General features: G+C 32.1%; 20 protein-coding genes and 1 pseudogene. 14 read left to right on the plus strand and 7 right to left on the minus strand.

What is annotated here, in order from left to right; translation table 11 throughout:
- The first annotated feature begins 64 nt into the window (after positions 1-64).
- Together RAH41_RS00975 and RAH41_RS00980 are read left to right on the plus strand one after the other, a co-directional pair.
- The gene (locus RAH41_RS00975; RefSeq protein WP_331219951.1) at positions 65-535 is read left to right on the plus strand and encodes a hypothetical protein; all 471 of its coding nucleotides are present in this window, start codon (positions 65-67) and stop codon (positions 533-535) included.
- A gap of 130 nt (positions 536-665) precedes the next feature.
- On the plus strand, positions 666-1,088 hold the full coding sequence (locus RAH41_RS00980) for a VOC family protein (RefSeq protein ID WP_331219954.1): 423 nt from the start codon (positions 666-668) through the stop codon (positions 1,086-1,088).
- 121 nt (positions 1,089-1,209) lie between these two features.
- Here RAH41_RS00980 and RAH41_RS00985 read toward each other — a convergent pair whose 3' ends face one another.
- The gene (locus RAH41_RS00985) at positions 1,210-1,893 is read right to left on the minus strand and encodes a DUF554 domain-containing protein (protein WP_331219955.1); all 684 of its coding nucleotides are present in this window, start codon (positions 1,891-1,893) and stop codon (positions 1,210-1,212) included.
- A gap of 79 nt (positions 1,894-1,972) precedes the next feature.
- Positions 1,973-2,791: a MerR family transcriptional regulator gene (locus RAH41_RS00990; protein WP_331219957.1), complete on the minus strand. Its 819-nt coding sequence runs from the start codon at positions 2,789-2,791 to the stop codon at positions 1,973-1,975.
- Positions 2,792-3,040: 249 nt separating this feature from the next.
- On the opposite strand from RAH41_RS00990, the gene RAH41_RS00995 reads away from it, so the two are divergent.
- The 5 genes and pseudogenes from RAH41_RS00995 to RAH41_RS22550 all read left to right on the plus strand — a co-directional run.
- On the plus strand, positions 3,041-3,589 hold the full coding sequence (locus RAH41_RS00995; RefSeq protein WP_331219958.1) for a histidine phosphatase family protein: 549 nt from the start codon (positions 3,041-3,043) through the stop codon (positions 3,587-3,589).
- 210 nt (positions 3,590-3,799) lie between these two features.
- Positions 3,800-4,021 (plus strand): VanZ family protein, encoded by a 222-nt coding sequence (locus tag RAH41_RS01000; protein ID WP_331220417.1) that lies wholly within the window; start codon positions 3,800-3,802, stop codon positions 4,019-4,021.
- A 103-nt stretch (positions 4,022-4,124) separates the two neighbouring features.
- Complete coding sequence (locus RAH41_RS01005) at positions 4,125-4,637, plus strand: DUF3189 family protein (RefSeq protein WP_331219959.1); 513 nt, start codon at positions 4,125-4,127, stop codon at positions 4,635-4,637.
- Between the two features lie 418 nt (positions 4,638-5,055).
- Positions 5,056-6,732 (plus strand): GMC family oxidoreductase, encoded by a 1,677-nt coding sequence (locus tag RAH41_RS01010; RefSeq protein ID WP_331219961.1) that lies wholly within the window; start codon positions 5,056-5,058, stop codon positions 6,730-6,732.
- 180 nt (positions 6,733-6,912) lie between these two features.
- Positions 6,913-7,033 (plus strand): annotated as a pseudogene (locus RAH41_RS22550) (transporter); the annotation flags it as partial.
- A gap of 64 nt (positions 7,034-7,097) precedes the next feature.
- On the opposite strand, the gene RAH41_RS01015 reads toward RAH41_RS22550, so the two are convergent.
- Entirely contained in the window at positions 7,098-7,610 is a 513-nt protein-coding gene (locus RAH41_RS01015) for a DoxX family protein (protein WP_331219962.1), read from the minus strand.
- Positions 7,611-8,628: 1,018 nt separating this feature from the next.
- Positions 8,629-10,023 carry a PLP-dependent aminotransferase family protein gene (locus RAH41_RS01020; RefSeq protein WP_419471543.1) on the minus strand — a complete coding sequence of 465 codons (1,395 nt, stop codon included), beginning with the start codon at positions 10,021-10,023 and terminating at the stop codon, positions 8,629-8,631.
- Between the two features lie 105 nt (positions 10,024-10,128).
- On the opposite strand from RAH41_RS01020, the gene RAH41_RS01025 reads away from it, so the two are divergent.
- A complete protein-coding gene (locus RAH41_RS01025) occupies positions 10,129-11,031 on the plus strand; it encodes a DMT family transporter (RefSeq protein ID WP_331219964.1) in 903 nt (300 codons plus the stop codon).
- 428 nt (positions 11,032-11,459) lie between these two features.
- Here RAH41_RS01025 and RAH41_RS01030 read toward each other — a convergent pair whose 3' ends face one another.
- From RAH41_RS01030 to RAH41_RS01035, 3 genes are all read right to left on the minus strand, one after another.
- Positions 11,460-11,813 carry a carboxymuconolactone decarboxylase family protein gene (locus RAH41_RS01030; RefSeq protein ID WP_331219966.1) on the minus strand — a complete coding sequence of 118 codons (354 nt, stop codon included), beginning with the start codon at positions 11,811-11,813 and terminating at the stop codon, positions 11,460-11,462.
- Positions 11,814-12,286: 473 nt separating this feature from the next.
- A complete protein-coding gene (locus RAH41_RS22555; RefSeq protein WP_419471551.1) occupies positions 12,287-12,499 on the minus strand; it encodes a ribonuclease E inhibitor RraB in 213 nt (70 codons plus the stop codon).
- A 26-nt stretch (positions 12,500-12,525) separates the two neighbouring features.
- The gene (locus tag RAH41_RS01035) at positions 12,526-13,407 is read right to left on the minus strand and encodes a 5'-3' exonuclease (protein ID WP_331219968.1); all 882 of its coding nucleotides are present in this window, start codon (positions 13,405-13,407) and stop codon (positions 12,526-12,528) included.
- A gap of 236 nt (positions 13,408-13,643) precedes the next feature.
- On the opposite strand from RAH41_RS01035, the gene ilvA reads away from it, so the two are divergent.
- The 6 genes from ilvA (at position 13,644) to RAH41_RS01065 (ending at position 20,751) form a co-directional block, all read left to right on the plus strand.
- Positions 13,644-14,903 carry a threonine ammonia-lyase IlvA gene (gene ilvA / locus RAH41_RS01040; RefSeq protein WP_331219970.1) on the plus strand — a complete coding sequence of 420 codons (1,260 nt, stop codon included), beginning with the start codon at positions 13,644-13,646 and terminating at the stop codon, positions 14,901-14,903.
- Positions 14,904-15,197: 294 nt separating this feature from the next.
- Positions 15,198-15,461, plus strand: a complete 264-nt coding sequence (locus tag RAH41_RS01045) for a metalloregulator ArsR/SmtB family transcription factor (RefSeq protein ID WP_331220419.1) — start codon at positions 15,198-15,200, stop codon at positions 15,459-15,461.
- A 74-nt stretch (positions 15,462-15,535) separates the two neighbouring features.
- Positions 15,536-16,636 (plus strand): alkene reductase, encoded by a 1,101-nt coding sequence (locus tag RAH41_RS01050; RefSeq protein ID WP_331219972.1) that lies wholly within the window; start codon positions 15,536-15,538, stop codon positions 16,634-16,636.
- A gap of 111 nt (positions 16,637-16,747) precedes the next feature.
- On the plus strand, positions 16,748-17,938 hold the full coding sequence (locus tag RAH41_RS01055) for an MFS transporter (RefSeq protein WP_331219973.1): 1,191 nt from the start codon (positions 16,748-16,750) through the stop codon (positions 17,936-17,938).
- A gap of 610 nt (positions 17,939-18,548) precedes the next feature.
- Positions 18,549-19,742 carry a glycine C-acetyltransferase gene (locus RAH41_RS01060; RefSeq protein ID WP_331219975.1) on the plus strand — a complete coding sequence of 398 codons (1,194 nt, stop codon included), beginning with the start codon at positions 18,549-18,551 and terminating at the stop codon, positions 19,740-19,742.
- 46 nt (positions 19,743-19,788) lie between these two features.
- Positions 19,789-20,751, plus strand: a complete 963-nt coding sequence (locus RAH41_RS01065) for an L-threonine 3-dehydrogenase (RefSeq protein ID WP_331219977.1) — start codon at positions 19,789-19,791, stop codon at positions 20,749-20,751.
- The last annotated feature ends 133 nt before the right edge of the window (positions 20,752-20,884 follow it).

Consider the following 20,884-nt stretch of genomic DNA (forward strand, 5'->3'; position numbering starts at 1 on the left):
TAGGACTATTTAAAAATCTAGTGAATATAATTTAGTAGATTTGAATAGAAGTGGGGGGGAATAAATGAAAAGAATTGCATTTTGCATCTTCTGTTTCTTTTTGTTGTTCTTATCTAATGTCTCAATCTCAAATGCAACATCGCGCTATTTAGATCAAATAGATAAGAATAATCGTAAGGAAGTTAATTATTATGTTAAGAAATCAACCGTGATTGTCGAACAAAAAGAATTTAGTTTAACAAATAAGGAAAAAAACACAAATGAAAATGTAGTGGCTATTGCTGCAAAATACGATACTGTAAGAGATCGTTTCTTTAAAACAGCGAATTATGATACGTATTTACTTGATGAAAAAACAGGAGAAATACTAGATCCAGGAAAATTTGTTTCATCAAAAATATATGATGAGTTTATAAACCAACATAAAAATGATGGAGAAAATGATTTTAGATGGAAAAATTCATTAATCGTTTTAGCATTAATATTTATTACAATCATAATCATCCCAATTTTTGCTTCAAAATTTAATGAGTAATACGAAGGCTGTTTCGGCAGTCTTTTTATTATGCTAAATAGATGATTAATTGAGAAAGAGAATAGTACTAGATTGAAAAATAGATCAACTAGTAGTACCTTAAATAGAAAACATGTTAGGAGACAATTTAATGATCCAGTCAATCGTTCATATTGCATTAGTCGTAAAAGATTATGATGAAGCTATTGAGTTTTATACGAAGACACTTCATTTTAATTTAATTGAAGATACATATCAGCCTGAACAAAATAAGAGATGGGTAGTTGTAAGTCCACCTGGTTCGTCTGGAACGACTATTCTTCTTGCAAAGGCATCGAAACAAGAGCAAGAGCCATTCATTGGCAATCAAGCTGGTGGGAGAGTTTTTCTATTTTTAGGAACGGATGATTTCTGGAGAGATTATGAAGAAATGATTTCAAAAGGAATTGAGTTTGTAAGAGTACCAAAAGTAGAAGATTATGGTACGGTTGCGGTATTTAAGGATTTATACGGAAATTTATGGGACCTAATACAATTCAGTGATAATCATCCGCTTGCAAAAAGAATAAAGTAAAAGTTTACTTGAGTATTAAAAAATATTTTAGTAATGACAGTTAAACGATTTTTATTAATGAGAATTTATAAAGTAATTAAAGGAACCTTCATTCTGCTGAAGGTTCCCAATTTCATAAACATTATAAATGGAATAAATGCATAAATAAAAAAACAATAGGAGGAATCAGTAATGATGGTAGAAGGTTTAAAGTATTACATTTCTTAATCCCCAAAATACTTAGGCCTGAAGCTATAATTAATATACCTCCGACAATCGTCACTTCATTTAATAGATCATTGCTTAAGGAATTCTTCATTAGGATTGCAATTAAATAGATGGAACCTTGCCATGTAAATAAAGCGATACCAGCAAAAATGATTCCGATCCCAAAAGTGGATGCTAAAACAATTGAAGTAATGCCATCCAACGTACCATTTGCAAGGAGGTACGTATAATCACCTTTTAACGCTGCTTCTACTGGTCCTAAAATCGATAATGTTCCAATACAAAATAATAAAATAGCAGTTGATAACCCTTCAGCCAAATTACCTTTCGAATATTTATTTACTAAAGTATTAAATCTTGATTCCAACTTGAGTTTTTGCCCAATTAATCCACCTATGGCTAAACTTACAATAAAAAGCACTGGATATTTGCTCGATGGCAAATGTTGTACAAGTGAGTTGATCCCCAATCCCAATGCTACTAATCCCATCGCCTGCATAAGAATTTCATGATATTCTTCTTTTATTCCTTTTTTAAAGATGCTTCCGATAAAGCTCCCGACTACAATCATCAATGTGTTAAAAATCGTGCCAAACATAATTCTTTTTCCCCTTTTATTAATAGTATATTAATAAAAAATAAACCCTCTAGTTACTAGAGGGTCAATAGGGTTTTCATTAAATTGACTCGAAAGGTAATAAAATTTCCGTGACATGCTTTTCTTCATCGTTCGTAAAGCCATAATCAATAAGTGTAATTTCAAAGGAATCGTCTAACAGTGCATAATTATGCTTTTTCATATAGGTCAACAATTTTTTATAATAACCACCTGCATCAATATGGGTACCTTTAAATCGAACTCTTAAGTAGTCTCTTGAAGGAATAAGAATAGAGGTTGGAGGTATCTGATCACCATCTTCAAGTATCATGAAAATACTAGAATATTTATCAAAGACATTATTTTTCAAATTAGAAGCAGAGATCGAGATGCCGATTTTCCCTAAAAATATTTCCTCATTAATGCCAAAACTGTTCCTTAATTCTGTAATGGGTAATTCAATATCATCACCTATAACATAATCATGGCGTAAATAGACTACATGCATTTCGGGAAGTGTTATTTCCGTCATTTTATCTAAAGGAGAACTAACAGCATCTTCAATTTGCAATAGGCGGCGTGATATTTTTGTTTCAATAATCTCTAATTCTTTCTTTTTTTGGGCAACTTCATCTTTTTGTTTTTTTAACATTTCAACAAGCGCATCAATTTCTCGATAATTAAAAAAATCTATCATTTCGTTTATTGGTAAATCTAAAGCCCTCAAATATTTAATTGAATTCAACCTTTCAAATTGCTGTGTTGAATAATATCGATAGTTTGTCTTTTTATCGATAAATTCTGGACGTAAGAGACCAATCTGATCATAATACCTAAGAGTCGCAATTTTAACTTGGAATAATTTTGATACCTCACCAATTGTAAAAAACTCTTTCATTTCTTAAAAACTCCTCTATTTGTCATGAAAATAATGTCCCTTATAATCAAAAATTCATTAACTTACCTTACGAAATGATTATTGTAATTTAAATAATACATTCAATTTAGGCCGTCATCAATTAATAAAAAATGTTCAATAGGTGGATCAGAAAATACAATGATCAAAATTAGGACGGTAAATGATAATATAAGAAAATAGAGAGAAAATTTGTAAAATTAATTAATTAATTAAGTAGGAGCAGATTATATGGAAAAAGAGATTTATCTAATTAGACACTGTGAAGCAGAAGGACAGTCATTTGAGGCAAATCTAACGAAGCGAGGTTCAATGCAGGCTAAGCATTTGAGTGATTTTTTCTCAAAGATTAAAGTTGACCAAATTATTTCAAGCCCTTTTTTACGTGCAATTTTATCAATAGAACCGACAAGTAATGAAAAGAAAATAAATATTGTTCTCGATGAGCGATTGTCTGAACGTAAACTAAGCTCGATTGATTTACCTGATTGGCTTGAAAAATTAAAAGCCACATTTGAAGATATGGAATTGAAATTTGATGGTGGTGAATCAAGTCAAGAAGCTACGAACCGTGCAATAAGCGCAATAGATGAAATCATCAAAAGTGATAATCAAATTACAATCGTTATAACTCATGGGAACTTGATGTCTTTAATTTTAAAACAGTTTACCAAAGAATTTGGATTTGAGAATTGGAAAAGTTTAAGCAATCCTGATATTTATCTTTTGAAGTTTAAGAATAATGGGTTTGATTGTGAACGTTTGTGGGAAGTTGAATAAGAGAGTTGGTATCAAAAAATTTAAGTTAATTAAATTATAGCTTGTTAATTAAAATTGTTCAGTTTCTTATGAAACTAAATAATAGTTTAAATGAGGAATCTATCAAACTTTCATTATAAACTATTATTTATTATTTGTTTTTAGCTGACATAAATTTCAAACTTAGTTGGAAACATTATTGGTTTTGTACCTTTTGGTTTCATCTTACCAATATTATTAAAAGGGTTCAAAAATTATAAAGTTATCGTAATTGCAACTTTTAGTTTAAGTTTAACTTACGAATTAATTCAGCTAATATTTGACTTTGGAAGTTTTGACATTGATGATTTACTTTTAAATACTTTTGGAGGTTTTTTTTGTTATTTAGCAATTAAACTCATTCAGTTAATTAATAATAGGAAAAACCATTTGAAAATAACCACCGATTTATAATAAAAATATGATTAAACTATTCAACTAACTGTTAAGGTCGTCGTATTGGTAAATGAATAAAAGCCCATAATAACAATAGATAAAATGATAAAGGAGACATCCTATGATTTATATTTATAATGATTATGGTGGAACGCATACGACTTCTATTGCTGCAGCATATCATCTAAAAAAATTACCTCAGTCTGAAAGAAAACTTTCAACTGAGGAAATATTAAATGTAGAATATTTTAATAAACTAACAAAAAAAGATTTTGGAAAGCTTATTTTCCATGGGAGTGATGAAGATGGCAACTCCGTTTATACAATTGGTCGAAAAAGGAACAAGCTTCTTGTTCCTGCACTTAAAGAATTGACTTTACTTCTACAATATCATTTTCATTTTAATGAAAAAATAGTTTTCTCCAATACTTCACCAACTGTCCCAATTGCTATGTCATTTGGGGGATTTTTCTCGAGAGGTTTGAAAATTGACTCTATCGGTGTACCGTTATTAATAATGGGTGCTAAACAATGCTGCGATAATATTTACCGGTTGGTTGAACACACGAAACATATTGGTCATACTTCTTATAATGAAAACGTGATTATTTTAGAAAATGAAATGTTTAAATAAATTCATATAACAATATATGTAATACATATTTCCCATAAAAAAATTTAAATCTATAAATATTTGATTGTTGAAACGACCAAAAGCTATTTGGTCGATTTTTTGCGATTGCTAACCAAGATTGTTGAAGAGAGTCAAGAAAAACATGATAGAAAATATCGTGCTTTTGAACAGTAAAACATCTAGAATATTTGTTTTAAACCTTTAAACCTATAGGAAATTAAAATAATAGAAAAATCCCAGTTTCTCACTATTTTATTAAGAAATTAGGATTTTTCTATTATTTTTTGAAGAAATTTGCATACAAACAATAAGAAAGCAAATTTTTTAGTAAAACCAGTTTATTTGCATAAGTTGAGATAGGTAATCATAACATGAATAGTTCACATTATGCATAACCAGTAAGGGGAGGAATGATACAATGTCTAGCGATAACACTTTTGATTTTATTGTGATTGGTGCTGGAACAGCAGGCGGTGTAATTGCAAAAAAATTATCAGATGACAAAATTACATCAGTATTGGTCCTTGAACCCGGCACAAATATGGTTCAAGAGCTAAGCAGTCCTTCAGGTGCAGTATCAGGTGTTTTGTCTGCTGATAATAGGCATTCCTTTAATATGTTTACAAATATACAACCTGGAATTGGAAATCAACAACTCAGAGTATCGAGCGGTAGAGCAATTGGTGGGAGCTCTGAGCATAATGCCATGTATGCTGTACGGGGAAGCAAGGAACTTTATGATGAATGGGCACGTCTAGTTGGATCTCAATGGAGCTATAACAGTCTAAGGCCACTATTCAAAAAAAATGAAACTTATACTGGAAAAACTCAACAACCAGAAGAACGAGGTAAAAAGGGCCCTATTTTTATCAGACAACAAATCATTCCTAGGGATGGGATTACAGTTACATTAGCAAAAGCAACATCAGAAATATTAGATATTCCCATAGTAGAGGATTACAATACAGGTATAAGGGATTGTACTTTCTTTAAATCACAGTTTTTAAATAAGGAAGTAAATGGAATGTTTGTTCGCTCATCTACTGCAACAGGATATTTAAACAGTAAAATAGTGACACAAGGAAATGAGTTCCATCCAGATGAAGTTGGAGTTGGCGGCAGAGAGTTAGTTATTTTAGTAAAAACAACAGTAAATAAAATTTTATTTAAGCAAGACGGAAAATTTCAAGTTGCAGTTGGAGTTGAATTTGTTAGAAACGGCAAATCAAATAAAGCATTCGCTAAAAAGGGGATAATTGTAAGTGCAGGCAATTTTTCTTCGCTTATTTTACAACGATCAGGAATTGGGGACCCAGATGATCTGAAAAGAGCAGGTATAGAAACTTTAATTTATAGTCCAAATGTAGGGAATAACTTTCAAACCCAATTTACAACAGGAATGGGAGTTGAAGTTAAAACCAATCGGATTTTAGAACTCATGTCTGCTGACCCAGACAATCCAATTACACTAGGTGCATTTAATGCAGAACGAGGTAAAGGTGGCCGCCGACTACAAATAATAGGATCACCTACACCGTCGTTTCTCCCAGCCTCAGTGGTATTGGAAAATAACTGGGATTTCGATCCTAAAAAGAAGAGCAATATTATAAGCTTTGGTCTCTTTGACAATAATCCAAAAAGTAAGGGTACTATTATGATCTCGCACAGTGATCCTGAAGCATATCCTACTATAGACCTTAATCCGCTTGGAGATGCTGATGACCTGAATTTCATGATTGATCAGTTTATTAAGACCTTCAACATTATGAAGAAAGCACGTGAAATCGACCCCGAAGGAATATACAAAGTCGTATTTCCACCTGAAAAAATCTTTGAGATAGAAAATATGGATGAAAAGCGTAAAAATTTAGAAAGTTTCGTAAGATCCTCATATCGTAATGTTTTCCACTTTGGAGGTCAATGCAAAATGGCTAGGAGTGTTATGGAAGGTGTTGTAGATGGGCAATTGAATGTTTTTGGAACAAGAAACCTTAAGGTAGCCGATCTTTCAGTCGCTCCTATATTACCGGATGGTAACACTTCACTCCCTTCCCAAATAATCGGTTTAAATGCCGTACGATTCATTCAAGAATAATCTCTAATTTATCAATGAGTTGGTGCTGTTTTTAGCACCATTTTTTATTCTATTTAGAAGTTGGTGTCATTTTTCAATAGCTCCCTAGTTAAACTATTCTACCTAGAATACCATAGAATATTGAGTTATTAGTTATTAGCTATTGACCGCTAATAACTAATTTGGATGCGATGCCTTTAAATGAGAAGCATGCTTTGTCTTTCAATCATAAAATTAGTTATTGGTTATCTAAGTAATTCTGCAGCTTTGAAAGCTGATGGTCTAAAAAACGACGGATATTATTGCAATAGCTGTACTTTTGGACTAACTTAAAGTAACGGGGAGGTTGAAAAACCCCTCTCGAATTATGAGAAGGGCTATTGTCATTAAGCACTTTGGGAAATTTTTTCATAACCATGTCTTTTAAATATCAATTTTCCTAGTACCGGCATGATCCAACGATCCAATCCAATTTTCCCTGCATTCATACCTGCTACAATAATAAATATTCCTAGAAAGACCATTTGGGGATTTGTACTTGTTGTACCTGAAAACATATAAGCAAAGTTCATCGTTAGCCCCATTAGTATTGAAAATGATGTAAAAATACCTAAAATTAATCCGAGACCCACTAAAAATTCTCCCCATGGAACTAGGACATTAAAAAGATCAACGTGTGGTAATGCAACTTCTTTTAAAAAATTTCCCCACCAAGATTGAACAGCAGGATGTTCACCAGATACCTGCTTTACTGCTCCGTTTAAAAAGCCACTTGCATCGAATTTGCCACTGGAGATTTTACCCCAACCAGCATTTAGCCATTCCCATCCAAGATAGACTCGAAATACTGTAAGAAGTAGTGATACAAAACGATTTTCCCTTAAAAATTGGATAAACACGATAATTCCTCCTAAATAATGAAAACATATAATGACATCGATTATCATTATCAATTATTTTGCTGTAATAATCAATAAGAGAATGGTAACGAAAATATGTTAAGGATAGATATATCTTCTTAATTTAGGAAGATATAATCAGCATTTACTTCCTTTCTGATCCTTTTTGAAATTTTAATACTTCCTTTTCATTGTTTTTTTCGTTAGGAAAGGTAATGAACATGGCTCACATGCTTGTTGTTACAAATGCTGATACATCCGTTACGAAATTGAAAGTAAAATTATAGATGAAGTTTATATGAAATTGTAATTAGTTTCTTACTAAACAAATGCGTTAGTTAATTAAAAACAAGAGTCGCAATTGCGACTTTTTTTCTTGATGAAAAGGGCAGAATAGTGTAAGAAGGTTTAAAATCATTTGAAAGGAAATTGATTTAAATGAAAGGAAATACACCATTCTTTATTCTAATGCTCCTAATAGTGATTTGGTTTATTTAAGTGAGAATTAAATAGTATCCAATAGCAAAAAATGGCCAATAAACTGGAGAAGCTGAATCAAAATATGACTATAAATAAATTAAAAAAGTAATACCTAAAAAAATGATGAATCGGTGTATTTTTTTTGTATTTTAACCTTCCTGTATACTCAGAAATGCCTTTTATTTTGGCTTATATCCTTGCAATAGCTAATGGTCTTTTTACTTATACTCAGTTTAAAACTTTGTATTGAATGGGAGCAAGATTTCAAGAAAATAGAGTGAAAAAGAAAAAGTCAGTATCTAACTAACTCATCCGATAGTTTAATAACACTTAGTAGCTGATAGCGTTTAATCAGCTACTATTAGACTATTGGGTTTAAGTTTCCTAAGTGAATGTAAAAAGAACGATTATTTAGTAGATTATCGTTCTTTTTATTTTTTTCATTTTTTATAAGCCGTAGAACATGCGATCGAACGTTTCGGTGGAGCTCATTTTATTTTACAGAGGTTTAGCTTACTTAAAACTTTGCAATAGAACCTTACAGCCAAATTTTTGCTAATTGAGATACTCCTTCTATTATCTTTTTTTCACATAAATTCCCCAATCCAAGTTGAATATGTGGATATTGTGGTTTATATTTCGAGAAATATCTTGAACAAGGATATACTATAATCCCGTGTTCATATGCCCTGTCAATTAGCATTTTTTCACTCATCTCTGTTTTTACTTCAATAATAACGAAAATTCCGGAGCTACCACCTTTTATTTCAATAAAATTCTTAAAGTGTTTTAGTAATTCCCTATTCAATAGATTCATTTTACGTTTATACAAAGCTTTCATCTTCCTTAAGTGTGAGTACCAATATCCTTCATTCATAAAGGTAGCCATTGTATGCTGATGAATTGATGAGGATGTTTGCTCAAGCAAAGGGAGTATCTTTTTATATTCGCTTAACAGCCTATTAGGCAAAACCATATAACTGACACGGATAGAAGGTAATAGTGCTTTTGAAAAAGTTCCTAAATAAATTACCCTATCATTAGGATCTAAACTTTGAAGAGACGGAATAGGTTGATGGATGTATCGAAATTCACTATCATAATCATCCTCAATAATATATCCTTCCACCCTTTTTACCCACTTAATTAACTTTAATCTTTCATTGACGGGGATAGTCACTCCATATGGAAACTGGTGTGTAGGAGTGACATATAAAAGCCTAGAAGGCGATTTTAAAAGGAGATCGACTTGGATACCTTGTTCTTTTACCGGGATTGGATCAATGATAAATGATTGAAGAGCAAATAGTTCCCTTGCCACATTATATCCAGGGTCTTCTACTGCCAGATAATGATAGTCTTTCCTTAGTAACAGTGACAAAAGTAATAACAAGTGCTGTGTGCTACTGCCAATAATAATGTGTTCAGCAGAAGTATTAACTCCTCTTGATTGAAATAAGTAATCTGCTAGTGCCTTTCTTAAGTTAATGTCGCCTTGTTTTTCACCGTATGAAAACATGCTAGAGTCTTTAATGATTTTGTTAGTAATCATTCTCCATTTTTTCAAAGGGAAGTTCTCTTGATCTACTGTCCCAATTTTAAAGTCAATCGTTTTCATGGCAACTTGATTATTTTCATGATGCCGCCCTCTAATGGGTTCATAATTTAGCGTCTCATCCGTTATAGTAGCCTCTACAAAAAATCCCTTTTTGTTCTCGCTTCGGATATATCCTTCCGATTGAAGTTGTTCATATGCTACCTGAGTAGTGTTTCTGCTCACCTCTAATTGGAGAGCAAGTTGTCTAATCGATGGCAACTTAGTATTCTTTTCAAACTTACCAGATAAAATCTGAGTACGTATGTATTGATAAACTTGCTGGTACATAGGAGTGTTACTTTCTCGATTAATATTAAATAGTAGTTCATTCATCATTGAAATACCTCATCTGTCATTTGTATTTATTGTAAACTGTACCTTTTAGAAATGACAGTGAAAATGAATAATGAATGTAGAAAAAAATTTTTGGAGAGATAACTCATGACAATATTTATGTACATATTTTGTTTGATTATATGGGGACTCAACTTTATTGCAGTAAAAATACAAGGAACCCCTGTTAGCTTGGAATTATCCTTAACTTACCGTCTAGTTATGACTGCTTTTATATTTTTGATTCTTGTTTGGTTTCTTAGACCAAAAGGGTTACCAACTAGAAAAGATATCCCATTTGTAATAGTTTTTGGTGTATGTAATTTTGCATTAAGTTACTTATGCCTTTATTACGCCACAATTTTGAGTTCTGCAGCAATTGTAACATTGGTTTTTTCACTAAAGGTGATTATGACTCCGATTACTCTTCGGATTTTTTTAAAAGAAAAGTTACATTCACGCGTTTTGGTGGGAGGGATTTTTGGTGTATTTGGCATATGTATTCTCATCTATCCGAATTTGAACAACTTTCAAGGAATCAGTGATATAAAAGGAATTATGGTTGCGATTTTAGGTACGCTACTTACAGCAATAGGTGATGCCAGTTCAGCACGAAATGCAAATCACAAGGTGAATCCTATCTATGCAAATGCCATTGGATTTACAGTGGGCAGTATATTGATGGGAGTAGTTGTATTATTTCAAGGTCAAGAATTTATATTTCCAACATCGGTTTCATATTTATCTGGGTTGCTATATTTAACTCTAGTTGCTTCATTTTTAGCATGGTTATTTTATTTGAAGCTTGTAGAAAAAATTGGAGGAGCTCGAAGTGGCTATATGGTTGCACTTTTCCCGGTAGTTGGAGGAATAGCTTCCGTTTTAATCGGTGAGTCAGATCCCACTTTGTACTTGATTGCTGGTTGCATTTCTAGCTGTATTGGCGCTGCCATCGCATTAGGATTTAGAACTCGGAACAAAGTTGCAACCAAGGTGCAAAATAACCTCTAAATAGAGTTTAGTAGAGGTTTGTAATTTTTTTAAATTCATAGAAGACGCTGATATAGGTAAACAAGATCTACTTAATAATAGAGACAAATTCAACAGAAGGACAATTTTTTGGAAAGATGGAGTAAATGCAACCAACAATTGCTTTAGTTGTACAGCATAAGTTGCTTATTGCGACTCATTTTTTACCTAATTAAAACTTGCTTAAAATATTCTATATTTATGATAACAAAAAATGACACCTCCAATGGTTAGTTAAGTTTTCTAACAATTGGGGTGCATTTGCTAATGGCTAATTAGTTTTTAAATACTATTTATGGAATAATCCAGTTTGAATTCAATTCACAGAATATAAATTAAGGTACCATGTATTTTATATTACTTCCTATTAAACTGACGATTCATACTTCAATAACTCTTCTAAACTTGATTTAACTTAACTCCTGAATACACTCTTGAACAAGAGTTACCCCTTGGCTGACTGCTGCCCCACCACCAAATGCAGCAGTCACTCCGATAGCTTCTAGAATTTCTTGTTCAGAACATCCTTGATCAAGACATCCTTTTGTATGATAGATGATGCAATATTCATCCTGAGCATAAAGGCTAATTCCTAGCGCAATTAATTGTTTTTGTTTTTGAGATAAAGCCCCTTCTTTAAAGCATTCTTCTGTAAAAGAGTTAAATTTATTTACAAAGTCAGGAAATTTCTGATTAAACAATCCAAGTCCTTCTTTATACTTCATTAGTGCTGATTGTGTAGTGTTTTTTGACTCATATGTCATATTATTAAAGCCCCTTTTCTACTTAGTTAATCAATAATATTATTAGCGTTATAGATAAAAATATTAAAATTTTATAAATTATATCGAAATAAAAAAGAAAAGGATTACTTCAAGAATGATAAAAATGCGTTCTTTGAAATTAAACTATGAACACGGTTTGAATCGTGGTTTTACTTCAAAATGGTATTTTAATGTAAATTATTAAAACATTGTTTTTATGTATGCCTTTTATAATTAGTATTTTAACAATATTTATAGTTGGAGTTGATGAAGTAGGTAGTTAATTTCATCGGGGGATTAGTTCTTTTTTCCGCTTTCACTGGTCGAGTACCTTTTTTGTAGCCTGTTTACCTTATGCATTGGTTTTTTATTTAATCAAGGTTTTAAGGGTCATTCCTTAAATGAAAAGAACACTACTTTAGATAGTCAAAAACAGTAGTGTTCTTTATTAAGGTGTATCTTAAATTTTGAAGTTAATGTTTATTCTTTGATAACAAGAGTTTCCATCCATCATAATTACCACCGAATTGATCTGAAGCTTCAATTAAGAAATCAGTTAATTCATCAATGCTATCTAAATCAACATGATCTATTCTAGAAATACGTATGGTAAAATCGTACTCTTCATCTAGATCTTCATCAATATTTGAATACTTTTCTTCAAAATTAAAACTTTCTTTTGCTATTTCTCTAAATTAAAATTTTATGACTTTTATCGCTTCACACGAATTTCTAATTCTTCAAGCTTAAGTGCCAATTTATCTTCATTAATATTAATTTTTAAATCTTCAAATGTATACTCAGCAAAATGTGGTATATCAATTGTAATGGCAGAAAGCTCTTTGCTAATAAAAGTAGAGTCTTTCCCAGCTTCTAATTTCTTTTTGTAGCGATTAAATTTAGAATCAAGATTTTCCATATTCTCATACAATTCTTCAACTGAGTTGTAAAGTTGAATTAATGGAATAGCCGATTTTTCTCCTACTCCAGGGCAACCAGGTATATTATCACTTGAATCCCCTAATAAGGCTTTTACATCAACCCATTGTTTTGGATGAATCCCATAATCATTACTAAAGTGCTCTAGGGAGTATACAATTTCACCAGTTTTTTGAGCAATGATTTGAGATGTATGCTCGTTTATTAATTGTAATAAGTCTCGATCATTACTATAAATATAGCATTTATTTTTAACAGAATTAGACCAATTATTAGATAAAGTACCCATTAAATCATCTGCTTCATAAGGTGCCATTTCTAGTTGAGCAATACCGATTTCTTCTAATGCTGTTTTTAAAGTGAAATATTGTTCGATAAGTGGAGTTGGTAGTTCTCCACGAGTTGCTTTATAAAAATCATATTTATTTCGACGATCAGTTTCTTCACGTTTAACATCCCAAGTAATTGCTAGATGAGTAATGTCATGCTCTTTAATTAAGTTAAAAAGCTTAGGAATAAAAACTCTTAATGCATTTATATAAACGCCATCTTTCGTCTTAGAAAGTTGTTCATCACTTCTCCCATAAGAAGTTGCAAAATAACCTCTACTTAATAAGTTGAATCCATCAATTAATAATAAAGATTGATTTTCCATTTTATAAATCACCTAATATCTATATATTTAATATGAAAATGATAGCATATCCTACCGAAAATGATAACTAGTGTATTACTGCCAATTAGAATGAAAGTAGGGATCTTAAGCATTTTATTTCTTTTATGTATAATGACATAAAACTTTCATTAGAAAATTGAATTTTCTGTTTATTTATTCACTAACTTTTACTATAATGGAATTTATATAAAAAAATGCAAAGGGTAGGTAGTTATATGGAGAAAGTAAAAAGTACTGTTAAGATTGAGGAAATTTTAGTTGCCTATAATACGTTAAAAGAAGTGACGAATAAAACACCTTTGCAGATTAGTACAATGCTTAGTGAAAAATATGATTGTAACGTATTTTTAAAGCGAGAGGATTTACAAATAATCCGCTCATTTAAGCTTAGAGGAGCATATTACAAAATTAGCAACTTGTCCTATGATGAGAGACATAAAGGGGTTGTATGTGCAAGTGCAGGCAATCATGCTCAAGGCGTAGCATATACATGTAATCATTTGCAGGTGTATGCAAAAATATTTATGCCATCAACAACACCGAATCAAAAAGTGTCACAAGTGAAATTCTTTGGTGGACCATTTGTTGATGTTATATTAATTGGTGACACCTTTGATATTGCTTTTCAAAATGCACAAAGTTATTGCAATGAAAATCAAATGACCTTTATTCATCCATTTGATGATCAAGATGTAATTGCAGGGCAAGGAACAGTAGCAGTTGAAATTTTAAATGAAATTGATCGTCCAGTAGATTATCTTTTCGTGGCAATCGGTGGAGGTGGATTAAGCTCTGGAGTCGGAACATACATAAAAGGAATTAGCCCTTCAACTAAGGTCATTGGAGTAGAGCCAATGGGTGCTGCTTCGATGGCTGAATCGATTGCAAGTGGAAAAGTTGTATCTTTACCTTTTATTGAGAAATTTGTTGATGGAGCAGCGGTTGGCCAAGTTGGTTATTTAACATATGAAATCTGTAGAGATGTACTTGATCAAATTGTCGCTATTCCAGAAGGTGAGATTTGTACAACAATCTTAGAGCTTTATAACAAAAATGCAATCATTGCAGAGCCTGCTGGAGCTTTGTCTGTATCAGCTTTAGAATTATTTAAAGATGAAATAAAAGGAAAGAATGTTGTTTGTATCGTGTCAGGTGGAAATAATGATATTGACCGCCTTCAAGAAATAAAAGAAAGATCATTAATTCATGAAGGACTAAAACATTATTTCATTATCAACTTTCCACAACGATCTGGCGCATTACGTGAATTTCTTGATAAAGTATTAGGACCAAACGATGACATAACGAGGTTTGAATACACAAAGAAAAACAATAAGGACAATGGACCAGCACTAGTCGGAATAGAATTGGCCAATAAATCTGATTACAAAGCATTGATTGAGCGAATGAATTGTCATGAAATTCAATTCATGGAAATAAACAATAACCCAACATTGTTTAATTTATTGATTTAGAATTGATGGATTAATCACATTATGTATTCTAGTGAAAAAACCTACAAGGGTATTTATATCTTGTAGGTTTTTGATTTTATTATCAAAAGTGATTTAAAGTTCAAAAAAAATTCGTTTCTCTCCGAAGGATATAGTTTGGCCGGTTTTCTTTCAAAAGTAAATACTGGAAAAATTCAACACTCTAAAATTAACAAATATTTTTGAAAATAAGTCACTTGACAATATAAATGACATAAAATACAATATTTCTAGAAATACTGAAATAAGTGATGTCTTTGAGAGGAGGTTAAAGTGGTGAACGATGATATTGCAGTAAAGATATACAAGGCATTAGGAGAATCCACTCGTTTACAAATTGTTAAAGTACTTGCTAAGCAATCTGAATTAGCTTGTTCAGAAATGAAAAATCAAATAAAAGTTTCGGCCAATTCGACATTGACACATCATTTAAAACCATTACTTGATTGCGGTTTGTTAACAGTCCGCAAAGAAGGAACCTTCAGATACTATAGTTTACAACGAGAAGTTTTGGAAAAATATGCACCCGCTTTACTTTAAAAATAAAGCGGTATAATTTTACTTTTTATTTCAGTATTTATAGAAATACCGAATAATATAAGGGGGAAATGAATATGAGTTTAGTAAGCAAAGATGAAATTAGTTGGGGAAAATTAGAAAAGGGTAGAGAAAGTAAACTTTTTGAACCAGTAAAAATAGGTGCTTGGAATTTACGTAGTCGTACTGCAATGGCTCCTTTAACAAGAAGTTTTGCTAATGATCAAACAGGTGTAGTTGGAGAAGATATAGTTGAATATTATCGTAAACGAGCTGCAGATGGCGTAGGTTTGATTATTTCTGAAGGAACAGTTATTAGTCCGCGTGGAAAAGGTTACCCAGGTATTCCAGGAATTTATTCTGAGGATCAAATAAAAGCTTGGAAAAAGGTAACTGATGCTGTTCATAAAGAAGGTGGCACAATGATTTCGCAAATTTGGCATGTAGGACGCTTATCTCATCATGAGCTTGCTGGAAATATGCCACCACAAGCACCATCAGCGATTCCTGCAGAAGGATTAGTTTCTCGTTTCCGTAAGCCATATGATATACCTGAAGAAATGACTATCCAGGATATAAAAGAAGTAATCAATCAATATGCTCAAGCAGCGAAAAATGCTATTGAAGCTGGTTTTGATGGAGTCGAAATTCATGCTGCACATGGATACTTAATCGATCAATTTAATTCAGATGTTACAAATCATCGTACAGATCAATACGGTGGTGATCTTCCACAAAGATTAACTTTCATGAAAGAAGTAATAAAAGCGGTTATCGAAGCAATTGGTACTGAAAGAACGATGATTCGATTTTCTGCTCATAAAGCTGATATTCCGGGTTATATGTGGGAAGACCCAGAATACGCAATACGTACATTTATTGAAGCATTCAAAGAAGTTGGTGCAACCTTATTACACCCTTCGATTATGCAATTTGATCGCATACTTGCAGATGGTAAAACGATGCATCAGCTTGTTAGAAAATACTGGGATGGAATTATTGTTGGAGTTGGAACATTAAATCCTGAAATGGCAGAAAAAGCTATCATTGAAGGAACAATTGATGTTGCTGCGTTTGGTCGTCCTCTAATTTCTAATCCAGATCTATTACACCGTTTGAAAAATGGTGAACCAATTGAAGAATATGATGTTAAAAAGCATCTAAATGTTCTAATCTAAGCTTTAATATGAATAGATAGAAAGAAGGAAGCTATTAAAAGGCTTCCTTCTCTTAAGTTTTATATTTCAATATTTATAGAAATATATAATTATGCTGAAAGGAATTAGTTTATGACAATTAAAGGAAAAATTTATATTTTAGCAATGATTAGTTTTTTAATTGGAACTTCACAATATGTTATTTCCGGAATCTTAGATAAAATGGCCGATGAATACGGTATTTCGATTGAAGCTGCAGGGCAACTAATTACTGTATATTCATTGATCTATGCGATTGGTACACCAATTTTAATGGCTGTATTAGCGAAAGTGGAACGTCGAAAATTACTACTATTTTCTTTAAGTGTATTTATTTTTGGTAACTTAATAGCTGTAGTTGCTCCTAATTACGGTTTGTTTATGGTTGCGCGTATTATTATGGCGTTAAGTGCGGGAGTTACTGTTGTAACAGTACTTAGCTTAGCTGCAAAAATAGCTCCAGTCGATCAAAAGGCAAGTTCAATTGCCACTGTTGTCATGGGGTTTACAGCGTCACTGATTATAGGGGTCCCAATTGGCAGATTTATAGCGGCTGTCTATGATTGGAGATTAGTCTTTCTCGGAGTTGCCATATTCGTTTTATTCTCTTTAGCAATTATCGTTAAAACAATTCCACAAACACATGGTGATCAACCGATTCCATTATTGCAACAAATCGCATTGATTAAACAACCAAAAATTGCATTAGCTTTATCTATTACTTTTTTCTTAATGAGCGGATATGGGATTATATTTACGTATTTATCACCTTACCTTATTCAAACTACTAATATGAGCGATCACGTTTTAAGTTTTGCTCTTCTAATACTTGGTATAGCAAGTTTAGTTGGCTCTAAATTCGGTGGATTCAGTGCGGATAAGTGGGGAATTACGCTTACTTTAAAACGAGGATTAGTACTAAATATTTTATCGATTTTATTATTAACATTCATCTCTAGTTCAATCAATACAGTGATCATTATCCTTACAATATGGTCATTTTCTGGATGGTCATCTGGTGCAACACAACAATTTAACTTAGCAACAATTTCTCCTAAATCATCTGATGTTTTATTAGGTTTGAATCAGTCAATGATGCAATTAGGCTTTGCATTTGGGGCAGCAATTGGAGGTCTTGTAGTTAGTCAATTGTCCATTCGCTCAATTACATGGATGGGTTCAATTCCTGTTTTGGTTTCTTTAATCGTGACTGTTGGATTAGCCCGTTATTTAATGAATGAAAAGAAAGTTAGACAAGGCGCAGGCACACAAATAAGAGCCTAAAGGAGTAATTTATAATCGGAAAAAAATTTTATTACTTAGTTTTGTGAAAAATAATTTATATTATTAGGGGCTGTCTTATTTGTCTGATTAGATGACAAATAGGCGGTCCCTTTTTAAATGTTCGAGTGGTTTGGTCAATCTTTTTTAGAGAGACTAAGAAATTTTTTATTGGATTTAATAAGAAAGAGAGGAGATTTGCTTATTTTAAGATCTGAATATATTCGAACTCCACGGATCAAACACATATTTAAAGCTTAGAATTAAAATCGACATGCTCCTTTTTATAAAACTTTTTCAATCCTAGATGTTTTACTAAAAAAACAAATTGAATAATATTCGAATTTATATGAATCTTTATAATAATTTAATTTCAACCTTTTTCGAATAAATTTGAATAAAAGTATTCCTAATGCAATGTAACCGATTTATAATTGAATTCGGAAAGCCTCAAAGAAGTATATAGTTTGGTCATTACATAAAAAATTTTCTCTTACAAAAATGGAAAATAATAAAACGATAATTTTTTATATTTATTTAATAATAAATAATAGATATAAAATGGGGGCTTACTCCTTTTAGATAAATAAACATAATTAAGGAGCTGGTATTTATGTCAAGCAAGACATTAGAAGCATTTTTAACTCCACAATTAGCTGAGTTAAAAGAGAAAGGGCTCTATAATGAGATTAACTCTTTAGAAGGTTCTAACGAAGCTACTATTCAAATTAGTGGTAAACAATTTATAAATTTATCTTCAAATAACTATCTTGGTTTTGCGACTCATCCTCGTTTAAAACAAGCTGCTATTGAAGCGACTGAAAAATATGGAGTTGGTGCAGGAGCGGTACGTACGATTAATGGTACGATGGATATCCACGATCAACTTGAAAAAGCAATTGCTGAATTTAAACATACAGAGGCTGCTATTGCATTCCAATCTGGTTTTAATTGTAATATGGGTGCTATTTCAGCAGTAATGACAAAAAAAGATGCAATTCTATCTGATGAATTAAACCATGCTTCAATTATTGATGGTTGCAGACTTTCTGGAGCGAAAATTATTCGTGTAAAACACCAAGATATGGATGATTTACGTGAAAAAGCAAAAGAAGCTACAACTTGTGGTTTATATGAAAAAGTTATGTACATTGCAGATGGTGTATTCTCTATGGATGGAGACGTAGCAAATATTCCTGAAATCGTAAAAATTGCTGAAGAATTTGGCTTAATTACATATATCGATGATGCTCATGGTTCTGGCGTTATGGGTAAAGGAGCTGGAACAGTTAAACATTTCGGGTTATCAGATAAAATTGATTTCCAAATTGGTACACTTTCTAAAGCAGTTGGCGTTGTAGGTGGATATGTAGCTGGTTCACAACAATTAATCGATTGGTTAAAAGTTCGTGCACGTCCATTCTTATTCTCTACTTCTTTAACACCAGCAAATGCTGCTGCATGTATTGAAGCGATTCGTATTATGTCTGAAGAACCAGAAAAAATCGAAAAGCTTTGGGAAAATGGTGATTACTTAAAAGCTGGTTTATCAAAACTTGGATTTAATATTGGTGAGTCCGAAACACCAATTACACCATGTATTATCGGTGACGAAAATCTAACACAAGAATTTTCTAAACGTTTATACGAAGAAGGCGTTTATGCGAAGTCAATCGTATTCCCAACAGTACCACTAGGAACTGGTCGTATTCGTAATATGCCAACAGCTGCGCATACTAAAGAAATGCTAGATGAAGTTTTAGCTATTTATGAAAAAGTTGGTCGCGAATTAAACGTTATTAAATAATTTTAAAAATTAATTTGATATTTATTACTATAAGGTGGACTAAGGAATGAAGAAAATATTAATTACTGGTTGTTTTGGACAAATCGGTTCAGAATTAACTATGCGTCTTAGAAAAGAATACGGTATTGAAAATGTTGTTGCGACAGATATTCGCCGTCTTGAAGGAAGTCCAATTTTAGAAACTGGTCATTTTGAGATTTTGGATGTAATGGATAAAGAAAAAATGTTAGAGATTGCTAAAAAGTATGAAGTTGATACGTTCATTCACTTAGCTGCTCTATTATCAGCAGTTGCAGAAGCAAAACCTACATTAGCTTGGGACTTAAATATGGGTGGATTAGTAAATGCTCTTGAAGTAGCAAGAGAATTAAGCTTAAAATTCTTTACTCCAAGTTCAATCGGTGCATTTGGACCATCAACACCAAAGGATAACACACCACAAGATACAATCCAACGTCCTACTACAATGTATGGTGTTACAAAAGTAGCTGGTGAATTATTATGTGATTATTATTTTGAAAAATTTGGCGTAGATACTCGTGGCGTACGTTTCCCAGGCTTAATCTCTTATGATACAGTGCCAGGTGGAGGAACTACTGATTATGCTGTTGATATCTACTACGAAGCATTAAAAAATAAAAAATATACTTCATTTATTGGTGAAGGAACATACATGGATATGATGTATATGCCTGACGCAATTGATGCTATTATTAAGTTAATGGAAGCAGATCCATCAAAACTTAAACATCGTAATGCATTTAATATTTCAGCGATGTCATTTGAACCAACTCAAATAGCGGCATCAATTCGTAAATTCATCCCTGAATTTACATTAGATTTCGACATTGATCCTATTCGCCAAGGAATTGCAAATTCATGGCCAAATTCAATTGACAGTTCTGCTGCAAAAGAAGAGTGGGGCTTCGATCCAAAATTTGATTTAGATCGTATGTCTGAAGATATGTTAAATAAATTAGCTGCTAAGTTAAACGTAACTCAAGCTTAAGACAAAAGAAGGAGACAATGTCTCCTTCTTTTTTTCTCTTCCTTTCCTAATTCCTATCATTGGTATTTTGTTTAGTACTTTGACGCAAACTTATCATGTATCAAGAATGTAAATAAAAATGTTAATTAAAAAG

This window comes from Gottfriedia acidiceleris (assembly GCF_036421055.1).
Classification (GTDB): Bacteria; Bacillota; Bacilli; order Bacillales; family Bacillaceae_G; genus Gottfriedia; species Gottfriedia acidiceleris_C.